This window comes from Roseburia sp. AM16-25, assembly GCF_003473825.1.
Taxonomy (GTDB): domain Bacteria; phylum Bacillota; class Clostridia; order Lachnospirales; family Lachnospiraceae; genus Pararoseburia; species Pararoseburia lenta.
Window position 1 is genome coordinate 281,250 of the sequence record NZ_QUCW01000002.1, and the last position, 19,759, is coordinate 301,008.

Sequence of the window (19,759 nt, forward strand, 5' to 3'; positions counted from 1 at the left end):
AGGACAGCCGGAAAAGCCGTCCCTCTGACCGCATGAGGCAGGAAGATGAAGCGGGCGGGCCGCAGGATACCGGCAAGGCACAGGAGCCGGAGGGCTCCGCCGAGAAGGCCGGGAGCAAAAAGGACAAGTACCAGAAAGCACAGGCAAAAGCGGAACACGCCGGGGGAAAGCTGGGAAAGGCCCGGGAGAAACTGGACAAGACCGAGGCAAAACGGGCAGCGAAGAAGCCGCCGGGGCTTGCAAAAAAGGCAGTCCGGGGAGCCCGTACAGAAGCATGGTTCTATGTCCACAACAAGATACACGAGGTCGAGCATGAAAATGTGGGTGTGGAAGGAACCCATAAATCCGAGCTGGCCGCAGAGGCCGGAACCCGGAAACTGACCCGCTATGCCAAACGCCGCTGGCAGGAACACCCGGCCCGGAAGGTGGCAAAGTGGGAACGGAAGGACATAAAAGCCCGGGCCAATGTGGATTTTCAGAAGATGGCCTCCGAGCACCCGGAACTTGCCAGCAATCCGCTTTCCCGTGTGCAGCAGAAATGGAAACTGAAACGCCGGTATTCCAAAGAAGCAAAGGCGGCTGCAAAACAGGGCGCAAAGGCCGCAAAGAAAACCGCTGCCGCTTCGGGAACTGCGACCCGTCGGGCGGCGCAGTTTGTGACCCGTCATCCCGTGGCGGTGCTGGTCCTGCTCCTGCTGTTGCTGCTCTGTTTTCTTGTGTCGGCGGTAAGTTCCATCTTCCCCACGCTTGGCAGCGGCCTCGCCAATGCGTTATCCGGCACCTCCTACGCCTCGGAGGATACGGACCTGCTGGGGGTGGACGAGGACTACACAGCGCTGGAAAACGAGCTGGCGCAGACGGTAGCGAACATCGAAAGCACCCATCCCGGCTATGACGAGTACCGCTATTCCGTGGACGAGATCGGCCATAACCCCTATGAGCTGGCGTCCTATCTCTCGGCAAAGTACCATGTGTATTTCCGTGAACAGGTGCAGGACGAGCTGCGGGAGATTTTCGAGGCACAGTATGAACTGACCTTGACGGAGGAAGTTGAGATACGCTACCGCACCGAAACCAGCACCGACCCGGAGACCGGGGAAACCACCACCGAGGAAGTCCCCTATGAGTATTACATTCTCAATGTGACCCTCACAAACAAGACGCTGCCCGCCGTGATCCTGCCGAGGCTTAACGAACAGCAGCGGGAAATCTACACCGTTATGCAGCAGCTCAAAGGCAACAAACCCTATCTGTGGGAAGGGATTTACAACGGCGGCGAAGATACCGGCCCCAGCTATGAGATACCCGGCGAGGCGCTGGATGACCCGGCTTTTGCGGCGCTCATGAAAGAAGCCACAAAGTACATCGGCTGGCCCTATGTGTGGGGCGGCTCCAGCCCGTCCACCTCCTTTGACTGTTCGGGTTTCGTCTGTTGGGTGTACACGGCCAGCGGCGTCCACAACCTGCCCCGTACCACGGCGCAGGGCATTTATAATCAGTGTGCTATCATTTCCCCCTCCGAGGCAAAGCCCGGCGACATTATCTTTTTCACGGGAACCTATGACAGCCCCGGCCCTGTATCCCATGTGGGGATTTATGTGGGCGACGGGATGATGCTCCATTGTGGTTCGCCCATCCAATACGCAAACATCAATTCAAGCTACTGGCAGACACATTTCTATGCCTTCGGGCGTTTGTGAGCCAGAGGAAAGGAGTCCTTGCATGAACAAAATCGACAAGCTCGATAAGGAACTGGAAAAAGCCCGGGAGAAGGCTGCCGAGTGGCAGGCCAAAATCCGGGAGCTGGAAAAGCAGAAACAGGAGGAAGAAAACAGCCAGATCGTGCAGGCGGTGCGCTCCCTTAAACTGACGCCCGCCCAGCTGATGGCATTTCTGAATGACCCCAAAAACAGCCTTACCGCTTCGGGCCATACTGACCCGAAGCCGGAGGCACCCGAAAAGGAGGACACAGCCCATGAAGAAAATTAAATACCGCAGGCTGGCGGCGATGGCTGCCAGCCTTTTGTGTTGCCTGATCTTTACGGTCCCGGCCTACGCCCAGAGCAGCGAGCCGCAGCCGGAGACAGCTCCCGCCCCGGCGGAAACCGAAGCGGAGCCGGAAACACAGAACCCCTTTACCCCGGACGGGACGGGAACCGTGGTGGACAACGCCACCGACGAGGACGGTAAAGAGTTTTACACCATTACCACAGCAGATGAGAGCGTGTTTTATCTGGTGATCGACAAACAGAAAACCAGCGAGAACGTCTATTTCCTCAATACCGTTACCACAGACGACCTTCTGCCTCTTGCCGAACAGGGTAAGGAACCGCCCAAAGAAGTGACCCCGGAGCCAGAGCCAAAGCCCACCGAACCGGTGGAGGAAGTACCGGAACCCGAGCCGGAGAAAAAGGACAGCCCACTTCTCTCTCTGCTCCTGATCGGTGCGGTGGTGCTGGCCGGCGGTGGGATTGGTTACTATTTCAAGATTTACAAGCCGAAGCATGAGGCCCCGGATTTGGAAGATGATTACTGCGAATATGAGGACGGGGAGCTGGAGGAGATCGCAGAGGAACCCGAGGACGAAGATACCCCGCCGTGGGAGGAAGATACGGAGGAATGAGAATGAATTTTACAAGCAGCCCTTTTGAACGAATGATGAAGGAAGTACCGCACCCCGGCTGGGACAATGACGACCCTTGTAAGGGATGTCGTTATTACAAGGAGTGCAAAGGAAAGAAAAAACAGTGCCGGAAGAAGTTCCGGGCGCTGATCGTGGAGCCCCGCCCTTCGGGCCATCGTGGCCCGAAGTCTTAAATGGACGCCCGGGAGCTGACCCGTGACGAGAAGAAGAAAATCCGTTCTCTGGTCACGGGGATGTGTGCCAACTATGACAGGGAAAGCGGCCTGTGCCTTCCTCTGGACTGTGCCTGTTATATGCTGCACAAGTGCTGGACAGGGGCGTACTGCCGTTACTTCCGTGAGGCTGTCCTGCCCCTTAACCCGGAGCTTCAAGCGTTGCTGACAACGGAAGGCATCTCCCCGGAGCTGCGGGCCTGTGCGGTCTGCGGAAAGGCATTTCTGCCCGAGGGGCGTCAAGCTTACTGTTCCGACGCCTGCAAGGCCGAAGGAAACCGCCGGAAAAGCCGGGATCGCATGAGGAAAATGCGGGAGAAAAGGCCGGGCGGCTGTTACGATTTGCCGCCTCCAAAGGCTTGACATTCCGGGCTTTTTTGAGGGTGTTTCCGGGGTGGGAATATCTTATTACATTCCTCCCCGGTCTGCCCTCTTATTTCGTAACATCCAGCACTTCGGGTCATGTTGGCCCGAGGCACAGAAAGGAGGAATCTCTTGGAGACAGTACAAGGATATGTGATTTTGAAAGCTGCCACCTTTGAAACCGGACACGGCTTTGCGCTGGGGCATAATCCGGGAGCGCCGAGCCCCTTTGCGACCTGGCAGTTTACCGAGGGGGAAAACGGCCATCGGGATTACTACTGGGGCCGCTATGGAACCAGTCAGGCGTGGGCGCAGAGGGACTTTGACCGCCGGGTGGACGACTATCAGCAGTTTTACCATGCGGCGGTCAAGCATACCGAGCTGGGACCGGAGGGCGTTTACCGCTATTATTCCACCCAGCGGCCCGTGGACATAGGAACTTACCCGAAGCCGCCGGATAACCAGCCTCTTTCCATCGTCAACTACGATGATGACAGGCGGCGTCCTGTGGCAGACGGCAGGCTGATGGCATGGGGCGAACTGACCTACGCAAAGCCGCTGACCGAAAAGCAGATGGAGGATTATGAGCTGAAACCAGCACCGGGCAATCCTGACCGGGTGCGCCCATCCATTACTGCCCGGCTCAAAGACGGAACCAGAGGGCAGGAACCCCCGAAGGAGCCCGGCCAGAGGCGGAGCCATAAAAACCATGAGGAACGATAAAGGAGGATCGCCATGCACGAAAAAGACAACTATCTGAAAACCGCCGAGCTCTCCACAGAGCAGAACTGCAACATGATCGACGGCGTACCCAACAACACGCCTATCCCACCCACGCCCCCGGAGCTGGACGCAAAACCGCTTGATAAGGTAAAGGAGCCCAAAGAGCGCCGGAAAGGCCGGGAGCTGGAACGCTGATGGAGAACCGCAAGCGGAATGTCCATCTGCACGTCATGGTAACGCCGGACGAGCTGGCAGCCATCCATGAACGGATGGCTGAGGCGGGCATTTCCAACGCCGGGGCTTATATACGGAAAATGGCTCTGAACGGGTATATCCTGCACGTTGACCTTGCGCCCATAAAAGAATTGATCTCTCTGCAAAGACGCTGTTCCAACAATCTCAATCAGGTCGCCGTACACGCGCATACCTACGGCGTGTACCCGGAGGAAATCGACGGATTGAAGCGGGACTATGAAAAGCTGTGGGGCGAGGTGTCAAAGGTGCTGCGGGAGCTTTCCGAGCTGGTGGCAAAGTAAGACGAGGGCGGCAGGCTTCCGTTGCGGGGCTTGCCGCCCTGCTCTTTTTTTACCACTTCGGGCCAGTATGACCCAAAAGTTTGGGACAGGATTTACTAATCTTTCGCAACATTTATGTCCCCGGGCAAGCATGATAAAATAGAGGTAGGAAGGATAGATAAAGGAGGTTTTGAAGATGAAGATACTGCTGAAAATATTGGTTGCTCCCTTTGCTTTAGCGTTGTCCCTTCTGGCGGCTCTGCTGGTGTTCCTATTTGATATTTGTGCCGTCCTGCTGACGATTGCCTCTGTGATCCTGACGGTGCTGGGTGTCGCTCTCTTTTTCACGCCGACGCCCATAGGCGGGATTGTATTTCTGTTTCTTGCCTTCCTTCTTTCGCCGTATGGACTGCAAGCGGCGGCGGGCTCCCTTCTTTGGGCGCTGGACGGAGGCAAATCCACTCTGTACCGGTTTCTGGCAAGTTAAGCAGCCTCGGGCCATACTGGCCCGAAGTCGGGGCGGTCTGAATGGGCCGCCCCTTTCTCATGGAAAGGAGGAATGATTTTTGGCTACCACAACTTTGTTGCAGCGCCATGCGGGCGAAGGCGAAACGATTGCTGAGGCTATCCGGGATTGTCTGGACTATGGCAAGAACCCGGAAAAAACAGAAAGCGGAAAGCACATCTCCGCTTATGAATGTGATCCGGTCACTGTGGCGGACGAGTTCCTTTTGGCAAAGGCCAGCTATGCCGCCATGACAGGCCGGGAACAGAAAAAGGCCAATGATGTGCTGTGCTATCAGATACGACAGTCCTTCTATCCGGGGGAGATCACACCGAAAGAGGCGAACCGTATCGGCTATGAGCTGGCTATGCGCTGGACAAAGGGGCGGCACGCTTTTATCGTTACCACGCACACCGATAAGCAGCACATCCATTGTCACATTTATTACAACTCCACCACCCTTGACTGCACCCGGAAATTCCGAAACTTTTGGGGCTCCAGCTTCGCCCTTCGGCGGCTCTCTGACAAGCTGTGCCTTGAAAACGGGCTGTCCATCGTGGAGAACCCGAAGCCCCGGAGCAAGGGCAAGTATCGGAACTATGGGGAGTGGCAGAAAGACCGGAAAGGGCCGCTTTCCTATCAGGACCGACTGCGCCTTGCCATTGATACCGCACTGGCCGAACGCCCCGCCGATCTGGATGAATTTCTTGTTCTGATGAAACGGGCCGGATATGAAGTCAAGAAGGTTCGGGGCGGCGGTATCAGTTTCCGGTTGACCGGGCAAGGGCAGGAACGCTTCACCCGTCTGCGTGCCTCCACGCTGGGGGACGGCTACGACTTGCAAGATGTTCTGGCCGCCATTGAGGGCAAAGAAAAACGCCCCGGGCACTCGGAACGGAAAATCAGTCTGGCGGTGGATATTCAAGCGAAGCTGGCTGCCGGTAAGGGGCCGGGATATGAACGCTGGGCGAAGGTATTTAACATTAAGCAGATGGCTGCTGCCCTTGCTTATATACAGGACAATGGCCTGACCGATTATGAGCAGTTGGCGCAGAAGGCCACCGAGGCGGCAGACCGTTTCCATGCCATTTCCGAGCAGATCAAGCAGACAGAACAGGCCATGAAAACCAATGCCGGGCTAAAGGCCGCAACGATTCAGTATGCCAAAACCCGCCCAGTCTTTGAGCAGTATAAGGCGACGAAGTACAGCAGGAAATTCCTTGCGGAGCATGAGGCCGACCTTGAACTGTACCGGGCTGCACAAGCGGAAATGCGCTCTCTGCTGAGAGGGGCAAAGCTCCCCAAAATGGACGTGCTGAAGGAAGAAGGCCGTAAGCTCACAGCAAAGAAAAAACAGCTCTATGGAGAATACCAGAAGGCACGACGGGATATGCAGGAGATCGTCACAATCAAGGCGAACATTGACACTCTGATGGGCTACACCGAGCCGGGAAGAAAGCAGGAAAAGGAGCGTTAAGGTTATGAAAATAAGGAGCAAAGCGACGCTGACACTTCGGGCCATGTTGGCCCGAAGATACGGGTTTGGGGCGAGCCCCAACAAGCCGCCTTTGTGCCACTTGTGGCCACAGAGGCATTGCTTGCCACTTAGCGACAGCCCCTAAAATGGCGCAAAAAACAGAGGCCCTTATTCTGGAACCTCCGTTTCTCTGGCTTTCTTAATGCCCTCGGCTGTGGCTTCTATTACAACAAGCTCTTTTTCATTCATAGAATTTAGGAGCACATCAATGTGCTTTCTGCAAGAACTTGACCTTGCCCCTCCGTCCGCATGAATAAACTGGTCAACTGAAACGTCAAACATGGTAATGAGTTTAACAAAAAGGTCGAAGCTGGGATACTGACCTTTGTTCTCAATATTCATAATGGTACGGGAGTCACGGTCTACTAATTCCGCAACGTAGGCTTGTGTCCAGCCCTTTTCTTCTCTGGCTCTTTTGAGAGCTGCCCCGAGGCCGTGAAAGTCAAACCTTCTTTCATCTTGGTTCATTCTCATATCACCCTATATCATTGTACATTTCGGGTCGGGTTATGAGAATGTAATGAGATTTTACACAAGGTAGTATTTCATTTCATCAATATGCAGCCTCCAACTTGTATTGTTCGAGATAAAGAACTATAATGTACTCTGTGGAGGTGCGAAATGGACTATATGACATTGAAAGAGGCCGCCGAGAAGTGGGGCGTGACACCTCGTAGGGTAAATTATTATTGTGCCGGAGGGCGTATCCCCGGTGCTGTAAAAATGGCTGGTGTTTGGCTGATCCCAAAGAACGCAGAAAAGCCGATTGACGGAAGGACAAAACAAGGGAAGGAGTTGCACCATGAATAAAATCCTGATTATAGATGATGACAGAGAACTGTGTGCCTTAATTAAGCGCAGCGTACAAACGGAAAATATAGCAGCCGATTTTTGTAATACCGGAAAAGAGGGCTTGCAGAAATTAAAAGAGCAGGAGTATCAGCTTGTGGTGCTGGATGTGATGATGCCTGGTATGGATGGCTTTGAAACGCTGGAAGAAATTCGCAAGGAGTACAGCTTACCGATTTTGATGTTCACATCTAAAAATGACAGCATTTCTAAAGTACGGGGCTTACGGGCCGGGGCGGACGATTATCTGACAAAACCGTTTGACATGGACGAACTGATTGCCCGTATTGCGTCCCTTATTCGCCGCTACACCCGTTTTAATCATCAAGCCGGAGCTGTGCAAAAACTGGATTTTGATGGATTGCAAATTGACCTTGAAAATCGTTCTGTTACGACGGAAAATGGCACTTTTGAACTTCCACCAAAGGAATTTGATCTGCTCCTGTACTGTGCAAAGCATCAAGGAAAAATTTTAACCAAACAGCAGATTTATGAGGAAGTTTGGGGCGAAGAATATTTCTATGATGACAGTAACATTATGGCGATTATCAGTCGGCTTCGTAAAAAATTAGAAGTCAATCCTTCAAGCCCCAAATATATACAAACGGTCAAAGGGATTGGCTACCGGTTTAATAAGGAGGTGTAGCCAGCATGGAAATCATCGTTTTCTTGTCCATTGTGATTGCTGTTTTGGCTGTGCTGACCTCCATCGTTCTCGTTCGGCGCGTAAAAAAACAAATAGCAGAAATGACCGATGCGCTGGTTGATGTGAAAAACGGAAATGGCAACCGGCGTATTCTATCCGCAACAAATGAACTGACAGCACCTCTTGCCTATGAAATCAATGAGATCGTTGTGGCCTATGAAAGCAGACTTTCAACTGTACGGCAGACAGAAGAAACCAACCGCCAGCTTATGACAAGCCTTTCCCATGACGTGCGAACGCCCCTTACTACTCTGCTTGGGTATCTTGACGCTACACACAAAGGACTGGTCACAGGAAAAGACCGGGATGATTATATTGAAACCGCCCGACGGAAAGCCCATGATCTGAAAGAATACATTGATGTACTCTTTGACTGGTTCAAGTTAAATTCCAACGAGTTTGCTTTGGAGATCCAGAGCGTTGAGACCGCAGAGCTGACAAGAAATATTCTGATCGACTGGATACCGATTTTTGAGGATAAACAGGTTGATTATGACATTGATATTCCTGAACAGCCTGTCCGGGTAAGATTGGATATGGATAGCTATATGAGGATCATCAATAACCTTATTCAAAATGTAATCGCTCATAGCCATGCGGACAAAATTAAAATCTCCCTATCGAAGAAGGAAAACAGCATGGAGCTGTTGCTGGCGGATAATGGAGTGGGAATTGAGAAAGAAGATTTGAAACACATATTTGAACGGCTTTATAAGTGTGATAAAGGACGCTCTGAAAAAGGCAGCGGACTTGGTCTTTCTATTGTCCATCAGCTTGTAGAAAAGATGGGTGGAAGCATAACAGTTGAAAGTTTTCCGGGAAAGGGAACTGAATTTGTGTTGCGTTTTCCTTTGGAGATTTAAGCGGGTTCCCGTCCTTACGGCGGGAACTCTTGTCATTTTAGCCGAATTTCAAATTGCAAGGTTAATGCAAGGTTGCGGCAAGGTTAATGCAAGATTGGCGTGATAGAATACCTTACAGAACAGGAGGTTTTGAATATGGATTCAAATTATATTATTGAAACAAAAAATCTGACAAAGCAATACGGCTCACAAAAGAGTGTGGCTGACTTAAATATCCATGTCAAGCGTGGGAGAATTTATGGTCTGTTGGGTAGAAACGGAGCCGGAAAAACCACAACTATGAAAATGCTGTTGGGTTTAACGAAGCCTACTTCCGGTGAGGTCAAAATCTGGGGAAAGTCTTTGCAAGGAAATGAAAAGAAGTTGCTGCCCCGCATTGGCAGTTTGATTGAGTCCCCTGGTTTTTATCCCAATCTGACCGGTACGGAGAACCTGCGTATCTTTGCTACCCTGCGTGGAGTACCAAACAATCATGCCATCAAAGACGCTCTGGATTTAGTCGGGCTACCTTACAAGGATAAAAAGCTGTTTTCGCAATACTCTCTTGGCATGAAGCAGCGGTTGGCGATTGCCCTTGCAGTCATGCACGATCCGGAGCTTTTGATTTTGGATGAGCCGATCAACGGTCTCGATCCCATCGGTATTGCAGAAGTACGATCCTTTATTCGGGAGCTTTGCGACGCAAGAGGAAAAACCATTTTGATTTCCAGTCACATTCTTTCGGAGATTTCCTTGTTGGCTGACGATATTGGAATTATTGACCACGGTGCATTGCTGGAAGAAGAAAGCCTTGCTGAGCTGGAGCAAAAAAGCAGTAAACATATCCGGTTTACGCTCTCTGATACTGCACAGGCGGCAAGAATTTTGGAACGCAATTTCCACGAAACCCATTTTTCCATACAAGACGACCACAATCTGCGTCTACACAATATGGAGTTGCCTGTGGGGAAAATTGTAACTGCTTTTGTAGAAAACGGATTGGAGGTATCAGAAGCACATACCTGTGAAGAAAGTCTTGAAGATTACTTCAAGCGTGTGACAGGGGGCGAAGGAATTGCTTAAACTAATCAAATGCGAATTTTTGAAATTGAAACGGAAGAAATTTATTCCGCTGATTATCCTGGCTGCGTTCCTGTTTCCAATCCCGCTGACTTATCTGATGACAACGCCCTCTATGATGGAGCGATATACGGATCGGGCAGATGCTTTCGATGGACTATTTAACATGGTGTTGGGATATGGTATCCAGTTTTTACTGCCCTGCATTATCGGAGTGATTGCCGCTATTCTGTTTTTTATGGAACGCGACAACGATACATTCAAAAATCTGCGTACAATTCCCGTAACCAGCACGCAAATGGTGCTTGCAAAAATTATTGTCCTGTTTCTCTTTGGAATTGTTTTTTGTGTGGCTTCTACCATTGCAACAATTCTTTGCGGATTTGGAACATTGGAAGTTTATGGAATAGGCTATAAATTGTTTTTAGCGGTTGAAACGGGGATCTTCATTACGGCAGGAACACTCCCGTTGATTGTCCTTGTTGTCTTTTTCAGTAAGACCTATGTTTTTTCCATTTTGCTGTGTGTCTTTTACAGCGTTCTGAACATGAGTGCTACGGCATTGTTTGACACACTGCCTAAAACTATGTTATGGCTTCTGCCCACGCCACTGACTACATTTTGGAGTGCGGGAGATATGGCGGCTCATGGAATAAAAATGGACTTGGAGCAAATGACAGGGCTAATTCCCTCAACATTTCAAGTTGTATTCATTCTTGGGATCATGGCATTCGTTTCGTTCTTACTGATTGACAGATTATATAAGCAGAGGGGGGAATAAACATGGTTCGCATTGTAAAAACAGAATTTTATAAATTGAAAAGGTATCATATCCTTTGGGCGGGCGTTGCACTCATGCTGCTATCCGTCCTGCTGACCTTGTTTACCTCTATGGCGAATGATGGTTCCGTTTGGGATTTTGCCTATCTTACAGAACAGGTCATCAAAAACAATATGTCCATGATTTTTCCGATGTGTATCAGCCTAATTGCTGGATATATGATTTCTCGTGAGCAGACGGATGACACATTGAAAAATATTCTGACTGTGCCGATCTCTTTTAAGAAACTGTTGACCGGAAAATTGATTGTGTGCGGCGTATTGTCTATTATTTTCGGGCTGATATGCAGTCTGTTTACAATCATAGCAGAAATGATTGTGGGATTTCCCGGCTTTGAGATTTCCTTAGCTCTAAAAGCAGCCTTGCAGATTACTGCGGTTAATTTCTTTTTATATCTTGCGGTTCTGCCGATTATCGCTCTTACTTGTCGGAGGGCAGGCAGCTTTTTAGTCGGTGTAATCATTGCTTTTGTCTATGGATATGGAGGGATGTTTGCCGCAGGAAATATGACATTAGCAAACCTTTATCCGATTACCGCAAGTCTTGGAATGGTAGGCTACCGTAGCTATGATACCGCAGTCAACTGGAATATCGGAACCTGTTCTTGCAGTCTTGTGCTTGCTGTCGTTATTTCTGCCATCTTGATTTTGTGCATGAAAGAGCGAGAAGCAACCCAAACAAAGAAAAAGGCCAAAAAGGTAGCACCAAAGAAAGGCTGGTGATGATTTTATGAAGAAAATAGTTTTAGCATTAACATTCGTCCTTGTGGGAAGTTTTATGCTTGCTGGCTGTTCAAAAGATGAAATTCTCAATCATTACAATAACATTGTTCAGTCTGCGGGTTCCATAGAACTGACAGGGAAAGCGTCACTGCAAGGGGAAAAAGAAAAAGGAATTGATGATTATACAGGTACTTATACGGCTGATTATGCGAACTTTTCAGGTACAGAGTATTTGTTCGGAGGAACTTCCATAAAGAGAGAAGCCGGTAAAGAGCTGTCCATTGATTGCACCTTGGAGATTACGGAAGGTACTGCAAAAGTATTTTGGATTTCTGGATCTGATGAAGCAGTAACTTTGATTGAAACAACCGGAACTTATAGTGACACAATTACACTTCCTGATGGTGGAAATTATATCGGCATTGAATGTGAGAATTTCACTGGAAACATTGAATTAGATATTGAATAATACTCTGCCGGACGACGGCAAAAGAAAAAAAGCCGTCGTAGAGCAGACAATTTGACACGCCCATTTGAAACGGCGGCTTTGATTTCAGAGCCGCCGTTTCTTTGCGTTTACACAAACCAATGACGACTTGCAGGGACACGGTAGCCGATTGGAGGTTATTTCGCCGTGTCCTTTTCTCTTTTTCGCAGTATCCATGATCTGCACCAGTTAAAAAAAGCGTAACTCCCCCTCCGGGACAGTCTGGTTATGAATGTGAAATCAGACGATACATAAATGAATGTGTAATTTCATGCGTCCGTGTGGCTTCATGCCGCCCGGGCGCTTTTGCGTTCTTATGGGGCGGCTTCGGGTCATGTTGGCCCGAAGCCATTCCCCGGTGCCGCTCCCCGCCGCCTTCGTTTCGGTCACTCGTCAACCAACAACCGAAACGGAGGTCAATATGGCTATTATCAATTTGCGGGACTATTACCCGTTCTATACATCGGATTGCTTCATGGAAGTATCGGAAGAAGTTGCAGAAATGTTCAAAGAGTTTGATCGTAAAGAGGCTGCCTACCGGCTGCGTACATACCGCCACAAAGCCTACTATTCCCTTGATCGGGATGACGGGCTGGAGCATGAAGCTGTCTTTGTTGCCTTATCTCCCCATGAACTGTATGAGCGGAAAGTGACCATGCAGGAGCTTCATGCGGCGATTGCCAGTCTGCCGGACAAACAGGCAAAACGGATTTACGCTCATTTCATTCTCGGCATGACCAAACAGGACATTGCCCGGGCAGAGGGCGTCCATGAAAAAGTGGTTCGTGTCGCAATCGAGCGAGGTCTGCGGCGCTTAGAAAAAATTTTGAAAAATTCTTTGTAAGGCGTACCGATTTAGGCCGGAAAATGAAATGGCTTATGAGAGGCAAAACACTTCGGGTCACAATGGCTCGAGGTTCAGACAAGCCTCATGCAGATTGAAAATCGAATAAAAAGACACCCGGATACGAAGGGGAACGCGCTGTGTGACAGACCCGCCATGACCTCGGATTTCAGAGAATACAGTCTTTGTAAAACTGAGCGAGCGAACAGGTCCATGCCATAGGTGGGGCAAGGCTGGCTCCACCGGAACAGGCGCAGAACCCGGATACTTGCGTTTAGTCACAGTCCGAGCGTTGAAGCGGCCTTGCAAGCCGTGAGCCGTCGCAGGCAATGAGAACGCCTTGCCATCAGAATGGGGAGAGTTGAAATACTATGGGGCATGAAGCCTATGTCCGTCCGGTGTGTCTGAAATGAAGTGAAAACCTATGGGGAGCCCCCGGCAATGCTGTCTGATGATAGGCCAACCAATCCGGCGTGGCTCCCCATCTTTTCAAAAAAAGGAGCACTTTATGGGAAATGCGTTTGGAATGATCCCCGGCTTGGAACCGGACGAATGGAGCAATGACGCCTGCCGTGGTTATGTCATTATGGCAATGGAGGACTGCGGATTTTCAAAGAAGGATATTCGCCGTGTTGTGGGACAGCTTTATGAAGTATTTGACCTCAACAGCGTGGAGGACGCCAAAGAAAAGTACCATTCCAGTCCTTACTGACCTCGGGTCACATCGACCCGAAGTGGAGAAAGCTCAAAGGGCGGCACCTGCTGGGTGCCGTCTTTTGACATTTCCCCACAGGACAAGCGGGAAAGGCTGGCATATACACGCACTTTCGCAAAGGAGGTTTTCAATGACGCAAGCTGTCACTTATGAACGAGAAACAAAGTCTGTCGCATTTCAAGGGAAGATCATTGTGCTGGAAAGCCTCACGCCGGTGCTTCCACCGAAGGAGAAAGAACAGCGCAAAAAAGAAATTGAGCGCTGCCTTTTTGAGGTGTTCAGCAAATATGGGGACAGGTTTCCCTAATCATTCGCAACATTGTTGTCCGGGGCTGCTGATGGTATAATATAGTTGTAAGGTTGGTAGCTCCATTCCAGCAAGGAAAGGAGCCCAATATGGAATTTATCAGAGAAGATTGTATTTACGCAAGACAGTCAGTAGACCGCAAGGACAGTATCAGCATTGAAAGTCAGATCGACTTTTGCAAGTATGAATTGAAAGGCGGGAGCTGCCGGGTATTTAAGGACAAAGGTTATTCCGGTAAGAATACGGACAGACCGGAGTTTCAAAAGCTGCTGGGCGAGATCCGCAAAGGAAAGGTCCGGCGGGTCATCGTGTACAAGCTGGACCGTATAAGCCGCTCTATTCTGGACTTTGCAACGATGATGGAGCTGTTTCAAGAGTATGATGTGGAGTTTGTATCATCCACAGAAAAGTTTGATACTTCGACCCCGATGGGCCGGGCCATGCTGAATATCTGCATTGTATTCGCCCAGCTTGAACGTGAGACAATTCAGAAGCGTGTCACAGACGCCTACTATTCACGGTGCCTGAAAGGCTTTCACATGAGCGGACAGGCACCATACGGTTATCAGTTAGAGCCTACTGTGGTAGAGGGTATCCGCACAAAGAAAATGGTTGCCGACCCCGTAGCCGCCGACCATGTTCGGCTGATGTTTGAAATGTACGCTGAACCGGAAACCTCCTTCGGAGATATTACCCGATACTTCGAGGAACATGACATAAAAATTTATGGCAAATCCATGTTCCGTACATTTCTTTCCCAGCTTTTAAGAAACCCCGTTTACGCACAGGCCGATTTGGAGCTGTACGAATTTTTCAAGAGTCAGGGTGCAGCGATTGTCAATGACGCTTCTGACTTTGCCGGAACAAACGGCTGCTATCTCTATCAGGGGCGGGATGTGAAGGAGGACAAGGACAGGTGCTTAAAAGACCAGATACTTGTTATCGCTCCCCATGAAGCACTCATTTCCTCTGACACATGGCTGAAATGCCGGAAAAAACTTATGGCAAATACCACCTTCCAGCAGGGACGGAAACCGAAGAACACTTGGCTGGCTGGAAAAATCAAATGCGGGCATTGTGGGTATGCTCTGAAAGCCACCCATGTACCAAATAGCACCGGATATTTCCGCTGTACCAAACGGACGGAAAACAAAGGCTGTCCGGGCTGTGGGAAAATCCGCAAAGAAGAATTTGAGCAATTCATTTTCTCGGCCATGCAGGAAAAGTTCAAAGACTTTCAGATACTCCACGGCAGAGAGGAAAAAGTCAATCCGAAACTGACCGCCTATCAAGTGGAGCTGGCACAGGTGGAGGCAGAAATTGAAAAGCTGCTGGATACGCTAACCGGAGCCAATGCGACCTTGCTTGCCTACGCTAACAAAAAAATTGAAGAACTGGACACCCGACGCCAGACCATTTCAAAGGCAATCGCTGAATTGAGCGTTGAAACCATATCTCCCCAGCAGATAAAGAAGTTATCCTATTATCTCGACAACTGGGACAGCATAGATTTTGACGACAAAAGAAAAGCCGCCGATGGTTTGATCTCTACAATCAAGGCCACCAGCGACCGTGTTCAGATAGAGTGGAAAATCTGATATTTCCGCTCTATCGCCCCTCATTTCTATTTTATCTCGTTTGTACCCCTTGTACACCGATGTTTTTATATGTTCTTGAAAAAATTGATCCGGAGTATGCCTACCGGCTGTTAGAAAACGAGGAAAAACCAGGATGGCTTTGTATGCCAAAGGCAGGTGCAACGACCATCTGGGAAGACTGGGAGGGTCCAAATTCAGATAACGGAAAAGGCGGCGGTATTGCGTCTTTGAATCATTATTCTAAGGGGGCTGTCTGTGAATGGGTATTTGATGAGATGTGTGGTATCAAGATGGCAGGAGAGAATCGTTTTAAGATCGCACCTGTGCCGGGCGGACATTTCAGCCATGCCGGTATGACTTATGACAGCGTCTACGGTAAGGTGGGATGCTCTTGGAAAAAGTACGCGGATGGAACGTATGCCTATCACATTCTTGTTCCACCCAATACAACGGCGGAGGTGAGCCTGCCAGGCTGCAAGGCGCAGACGCTTCCTGCTGGGGAATATGATCTGTGATTTATGGAAAAAAACTTAAAATCAATCTAAAAAAATAACAAAAAAGCGAATTTCCTATCGTGGGAATTCGCTCTTTTACGTTATACTGTAAACAGAATAAAAGAGCCAAAAGGGACACTCCATGTGGCAAAAGGAACGTCCCTACCAGACAAGGAGGATACAAAAAATGAGTAAATTTCCACAGGGATTTATGGTAGGTGCTTCTACCGCAGCACACCAGGTAGAAGGTAACAATATTCACAGTGATTACTGGGTACAGGAGAATGTAGAACATTCACAGTTCGTCGAGCCATCCGGCGATGCAGTCGATCATTACAACCGCTATGAAGAAGACATCAGGATGATGGCAGAAGCAGGGCTGACGGCATATCGTTTTTCCATCGAGTGGGCAAGGATCGAGCCAAAGAAAGGCGAGTTTGATGACAAGGAGATCGAGCATTATCGCAAGGTCATCGCCTGCTGCAAGGAAAACGGCATCGAGCCGATCGTGACCATGCATCACTTTACTTCTCCGGCATGGCTCATTTCCATGGGCGGCTGGGAAAATGAAGAAGTCGTTGATCTCTTTGCGAATTATGTAAAATATGTCGTAGAACGTCTGGGAAGCGAACTTAACTATATTTGCACCATCAACGAGGCAAACATGCGCTTACAGTTGGCTGCCATCATGAAAAAGTACATGGGCAGCATGGGCGGCGGAGCAAAAGATGCATCAAATGCAGATGCCATGAAGAAAATGGCTGAGGCTCCAAAGCAGGATGCACCAAAGGAAGGCGATGTGCAGGTTGGACTCAACCTTGGACAGGGCATGAATACCATGATGATGGGCATGATGGAATGTGCAAAGGCATTTGGCTTGCAGGATCCAAGAGGCATCCATAATTTTGTTTCCATGTGCACACCACAAGGGGATATTCTGGTCATGAAGGCGCATCAGGCAGCCAAGAAGGTCATCAAGGAATTATATCCGGACATCAAGGTCGGTATCACTTTATCTTTGCATGATATGCAGCCGGAAGCAGGCGGCGAAGATGCAGCAGCAAAAGAATGGGATGAAGAATTCCGTCATTATCTTCCATATATTGCAGATGATGATTTCTTTGGCGCACAGTCTTACACCAGACAGTGCTTTGATGCTGAGGGCAACAAATATACACCGGACGGCGTGGAATTGACCCAGATGGGATATGAGTTCTATCCACAGGCGATCGCCAATGTAGTGCGTGCCGTTGCAAAAGATTTCAAGGGAGACATCATTGTCACAGAAAATGGTATTGCAACCGCTGACGACAGCAGACGTCAGGAATATATCAAAACAGCAACGGCAGGTCTTCAGGAGTGTATCGCAGACGGTATTCCACTCAAGGGCTATATGCACTGGTCACTCATGGATAACTTTGAGTGGCAGAAAGGTTTCTCTATGCAGTTCGGTCTGATCGCAGTAGACCGCAGCAATATGAAGCGTACCGCAAAAGAAAGTCTTTATCTTCTTGGAAGTATGGCAACAAAATAAATAATACCATTAGGAAAAATCCTCTTGCAGATTTCTGCAAGGGGACTTTTTTCGACCTGTGTAAAATGGTGAGGACAATTTTGCCGAAAAGGCAAAGAAAATCAGAAATTATGCATAATTTTCAGAAAAATCTTGTGTGATATGTCGAAAAAGTGCTATGATGGAAAAAGTAAAGGAGGAACGGAGTCCTATGAAAAAGAAAAAACAACAGAGGAAAAGAGGAATCGCGGAGGAGATACAGGTCAGTATCTTGTCAAAGGTAGTCATCGTATTTGTTATCGTTGCGGCAGTGGTTACCTTTATGGTGGGCAACATCAGTCTGAGTGCCCAGAAGAACGACCTGGAGATGCAATCCAAAGCAGCAGCATACCAGTTGGAGATATTCTTTGAGGAATACACGACGGTCGCAGAACAGATGGCACTGAACACAGATGTGCAGACTTTATTGGAGGAGACCGGACCGGGAGCCAATATTACAGAGTCAGAGCGTTATGCAACCGTATTCAATACTATGAAAAAGACCGCGGCAGCAGACAGTGACAACATTCAGGCAGTCTGGGTCGGCGATATTGATGCCAATGTTCTGACACAGTCAGACGGCTATACCAGTGGCAGTGATTTTGAGATCACAGAGCGTGCATGGTATAAGGCAGTAGAAGAAGAAAAGACCATCCTTACGGATGCATATGTAGATGCCAGCACAGGCAATGTGATCCTGAGTGCGGCTACTCCGGTATATGACCAGAGCGGACAAAATATCATCGGTGTTGCAGGTGTGGATGTGGCACTGGATCATATCGATGAACTTTTACCGGCATACAAGATCGGAAACAATGGATTTGTTATTCTGGTTACTTCTGAAGGCAATGTGATCTATCATCCGAACACGGACAACCAGCAGAAGAGTTTGAGCGAGTTGAATGTAGACAAGACCTTGATCCAGACAGTTGAGGGAGGTAAAGATACTTCCGTACATTATTCCGCAGATGGAAAGAGCAAATACGGTTATGTCGGAAGAATTGGTTCGACCGATTATCTGACCATTTCCTGCTTACCGGCAAGTGAATATTTTGCAAGTCTGATCCGTTGTATCATCATTGTATTGTTGCTTGTCATTGCAGGTATTGTCGTTATCATCATCACGATCCGTCATCTGGCAACCCAGTTGACTAAGCCGATCGTTGCTTTGAATGATGTGGCACAGGAACTGGCAGAAGGCAATCTGGATGTGACTCTTGATATCGCATCTGAAAATGAGATCGGGGAACTTGCAGATTCTATTCAAAAGACAGTAGATCGTCTGAAAGAATATATCAATTACATCGATGAGATTTCTTCGGTATTGGATCGACTGGCAGATGGTAAGTTGAAGTTTACCTTGAAGTATGATTATGCAGGAGAGTTTGCAAAGGTTAAGACCGCCCTGCTTCATATCTCAGGATCCTTTGAGCAGATGATCGAAGATATCATTGACAGTTCTACGCAGGTATCTATCGGTGCGGATGAACTTTCCAAGGCTGCACAGAATATCGCAGAGGGTGCTATGACGCAGGCTGCATCTGTGCAGGAACTTGTTGCAACAACCGAATCCGTATCACAGCAGGTAGAGGAAAATACCGAGGATGCGCAGAAGTCTGCAACAGAGACATCCCGTGTTACCCATATGATGCAGGATAGCAGAGAACAGATGAATCAGATGATGGAGGCAATGAACAAGATCACGGAGACATCCAATGAGGTTGTCAGCATCATCAAGACGATCGAAGATATTGCAGACCAGACCAACCTTTTGGCACTCAATGCTTCTATTGAGGCTGCCAGAGCCGGAGAGGCAGGCAAGGGTTTTGCAGTCGTTGCATCTGAGATCGGATCTCTTGCGGATGACAGTTCTAAGGCTGCAAATAATACCAGGGATCTGATCGAGATCTCCTTGCAGCAGATTGATCGTGGTTCCAGTCTGGCACAGAATGTTGTGCAGTCTATGCAGGATGTACTGGATGCCGTCGAAGAAGTCAATGGCATGATCGGTAAGAGTGCAGAGAACAACGAAGCACAGAACCAGAGCATGGAGCAGATCCGTGTCGGCATTGAAGATATTTCCAAGGGCGTTGAGGACAATTCCGCATCTGCCGAGGAGACATCAGCAACTTCTCAGGAGTTGGCAGCACAGGCGGCTACATTGGAGGAACTGGTTAAGAGATTTGATCTTAAGGATCATGGTAGAGCAGAATAAAAGAACTT

The 19,759-nt window shown here is 49.0% G+C and carries 25 protein-coding genes; 24 read left to right on the top strand and 1 reads right to left on the bottom strand.

The features are described 5' to 3' along the window. Positions 1-32 precede the first annotated feature (32 nt). The 10 genes from DW183_RS05230 to DW183_RS05275 all read left to right on the top strand — a co-directional run bounded on the left by DW183_RS05230 (position 33) and on the right by DW183_RS05275 (position 6,439). Positions 33-1,700 (top strand): C40 family peptidase, encoded by a 1,668-nt coding sequence (locus DW183_RS05230; RefSeq protein WP_118280945.1) that lies wholly within the window; start codon positions 33-35, stop codon positions 1,698-1,700. Between the two features lie 22 nt (positions 1,701-1,722). Beyond that, entirely contained in the window at positions 1,723-1,989 is a 267-nt protein-coding gene (locus DW183_RS05235; RefSeq protein ID WP_005927622.1) for a DUF4315 family protein, read from the top strand. Then, on the top strand, positions 1,976-2,623 hold the full coding sequence (locus DW183_RS05240) for a DUF4366 domain-containing protein (RefSeq protein WP_118280946.1): 648 nt from the start codon (positions 1,976-1,978) through the stop codon (positions 2,621-2,623). The genes DW183_RS05235 and DW183_RS05240 overlap by 14 nt, the downstream gene beginning before the upstream one ends. Before the next feature lie 2 nt (positions 2,624-2,625). Then, positions 2,626-2,817 carry a hypothetical protein gene (locus DW183_RS05245; RefSeq protein ID WP_003500082.1) on the top strand — a complete coding sequence of 64 codons (192 nt, stop codon included), beginning with the start codon at positions 2,626-2,628 and terminating at the stop codon, positions 2,815-2,817. After that, entirely contained in the window at positions 2,818-3,219 is a 402-nt protein-coding gene (locus DW183_RS05250) for a cysteine-rich VLP protein (protein WP_118280947.1), read from the top strand. 99 nt (positions 3,220-3,318) lie between these two features. Beyond that, positions 3,319-3,942, top strand: coding sequence for a hypothetical protein (locus DW183_RS05255; protein ID WP_118280948.1), 624 nt, complete (start codon positions 3,319-3,321; stop codon positions 3,940-3,942). A gap of 12 nt (positions 3,943-3,954) precedes the next feature. Then, positions 3,955-4,137 carry a DUF4316 domain-containing protein gene (locus DW183_RS05260; protein WP_003500078.1) on the top strand — a complete coding sequence of 61 codons (183 nt, stop codon included), beginning with the start codon at positions 3,955-3,957 and terminating at the stop codon, positions 4,135-4,137. Then, positions 4,137-4,478, top strand: a complete 342-nt coding sequence (locus DW183_RS05265; protein ID WP_118280949.1) for a plasmid mobilization protein — start codon at positions 4,137-4,139, stop codon at positions 4,476-4,478. Before DW183_RS05260 ends, DW183_RS05265 begins: the two co-directional genes overlap by 1 nt. 175 nt (positions 4,479-4,653) lie before the next feature. Continuing rightward, the gene (locus DW183_RS05270; RefSeq protein WP_118280950.1) at positions 4,654-4,944 is read left to right on the top strand and encodes a CD1845 family protein; all 291 of its coding nucleotides are present in this window, start codon (positions 4,654-4,656) and stop codon (positions 4,942-4,944) included. A gap of 79 nt (positions 4,945-5,023) precedes the next feature. Then, positions 5,024-6,439 (top strand): relaxase/mobilization nuclease domain-containing protein, encoded by a 1,416-nt coding sequence (locus DW183_RS05275; RefSeq protein WP_118280951.1) that lies wholly within the window; start codon positions 5,024-5,026, stop codon positions 6,437-6,439. A gap of 168 nt (positions 6,440-6,607) precedes the next feature. On the opposite strand, the gene DW183_RS05280 is transcribed toward DW183_RS05275, so the two are convergent. Next, a complete protein-coding gene (locus DW183_RS05280) occupies positions 6,608-6,967 on the bottom strand; it encodes a helix-turn-helix transcriptional regulator (RefSeq protein ID WP_036626676.1) in 360 nt (119 codons plus the stop codon). Positions 6,968-7,120: 153 nt separating this feature from the next. On the opposite strand from DW183_RS05280, the gene DW183_RS05285 reads away from it, so the two are divergent. From DW183_RS05285 to DW183_RS05345, 14 genes are all read left to right on the top strand, one after another. Continuing rightward, positions 7,121-7,309: a helix-turn-helix domain-containing protein gene (locus DW183_RS05285; RefSeq protein ID WP_025543453.1), complete on the top strand. Its 189-nt coding sequence runs from the start codon at positions 7,121-7,123 to the stop codon at positions 7,307-7,309. Continuing rightward, positions 7,302-7,994 carry a response regulator transcription factor gene (locus DW183_RS05290; RefSeq protein WP_117506377.1) on the top strand — a complete coding sequence of 231 codons (693 nt, stop codon included), beginning with the start codon at positions 7,302-7,304 and terminating at the stop codon, positions 7,992-7,994. The genes DW183_RS05285 and DW183_RS05290 overlap by 8 nt, the downstream gene beginning before the upstream one ends. 5 nt (positions 7,995-7,999) lie before the next feature. Beyond that, positions 8,000-8,917, top strand: a complete 918-nt coding sequence (locus tag DW183_RS05295) for a sensor histidine kinase (RefSeq protein WP_117506376.1) — start codon at positions 8,000-8,002, stop codon at positions 8,915-8,917. Between the two features lie 135 nt (positions 8,918-9,052). Then, positions 9,053-9,979, top strand: coding sequence for an ABC transporter ATP-binding protein (locus DW183_RS05300; protein WP_117506375.1), 927 nt, complete (start codon positions 9,053-9,055; stop codon positions 9,977-9,979). Continuing rightward, positions 9,972-10,757: an ABC transporter permease gene (locus DW183_RS05305; protein ID WP_110441872.1), complete on the top strand. Its 786-nt coding sequence runs from the start codon at positions 9,972-9,974 to the stop codon at positions 10,755-10,757. Before DW183_RS05300 ends, DW183_RS05305 begins: the two co-directional genes overlap by 8 nt. 2 nt (positions 10,758-10,759) lie before the next feature. Continuing rightward, on the top strand, positions 10,760-11,539 hold the full coding sequence (locus tag DW183_RS05310; RefSeq protein WP_117506374.1) for an ABC transporter permease: 780 nt from the start codon (positions 10,760-10,762) through the stop codon (positions 11,537-11,539). 7 nt (positions 11,540-11,546) lie between these two features. Beyond that, a complete protein-coding gene (locus DW183_RS05315; protein ID WP_081691996.1) occupies positions 11,547-12,008 on the top strand; it encodes a hypothetical protein in 462 nt (153 codons plus the stop codon). A 439-nt stretch (positions 12,009-12,447) separates the two neighbouring features. Then, entirely contained in the window at positions 12,448-12,870 is a 423-nt protein-coding gene (locus tag DW183_RS05320) for an RNA polymerase sigma factor (protein WP_009901667.1), read from the top strand. A gap of 508 nt (positions 12,871-13,378) precedes the next feature. Continuing rightward, positions 13,379-13,582 carry a hypothetical protein gene (locus tag DW183_RS05325; RefSeq protein ID WP_044927990.1) on the top strand — a complete coding sequence of 68 codons (204 nt, stop codon included), beginning with the start codon at positions 13,379-13,381 and terminating at the stop codon, positions 13,580-13,582. Between the two features lie 133 nt (positions 13,583-13,715). Then, on the top strand, positions 13,716-13,892 hold the full coding sequence (locus tag DW183_RS12530) for a hypothetical protein (protein ID WP_167541534.1): 177 nt from the start codon (positions 13,716-13,718) through the stop codon (positions 13,890-13,892). A gap of 89 nt (positions 13,893-13,981) precedes the next feature. After that, positions 13,982-15,490, top strand: a complete 1,509-nt coding sequence (locus tag DW183_RS05330) for a recombinase family protein (RefSeq protein WP_005927564.1) — start codon at positions 13,982-13,984, stop codon at positions 15,488-15,490. Positions 15,491-15,549: 59 nt separating this feature from the next. Beyond that, positions 15,550-16,005, top strand: a complete 456-nt coding sequence (locus tag DW183_RS05335; protein ID WP_118280952.1) for an alpha-L-rhamnosidase-related protein — start codon at positions 15,550-15,552, stop codon at positions 16,003-16,005. 166 nt (positions 16,006-16,171) lie between these two features. Continuing rightward, entirely contained in the window at positions 16,172-17,518 is a 1,347-nt protein-coding gene (locus DW183_RS05340; protein ID WP_118280953.1) for a glycoside hydrolase family 1 protein, read from the top strand. A gap of 190 nt (positions 17,519-17,708) precedes the next feature. Further along, positions 17,709-19,751, top strand: coding sequence for a methyl-accepting chemotaxis protein (locus DW183_RS05345; RefSeq protein ID WP_118280954.1), 2,043 nt, complete (start codon positions 17,709-17,711; stop codon positions 19,749-19,751). Positions 19,752-19,759 lie beyond the last annotated feature (8 nt).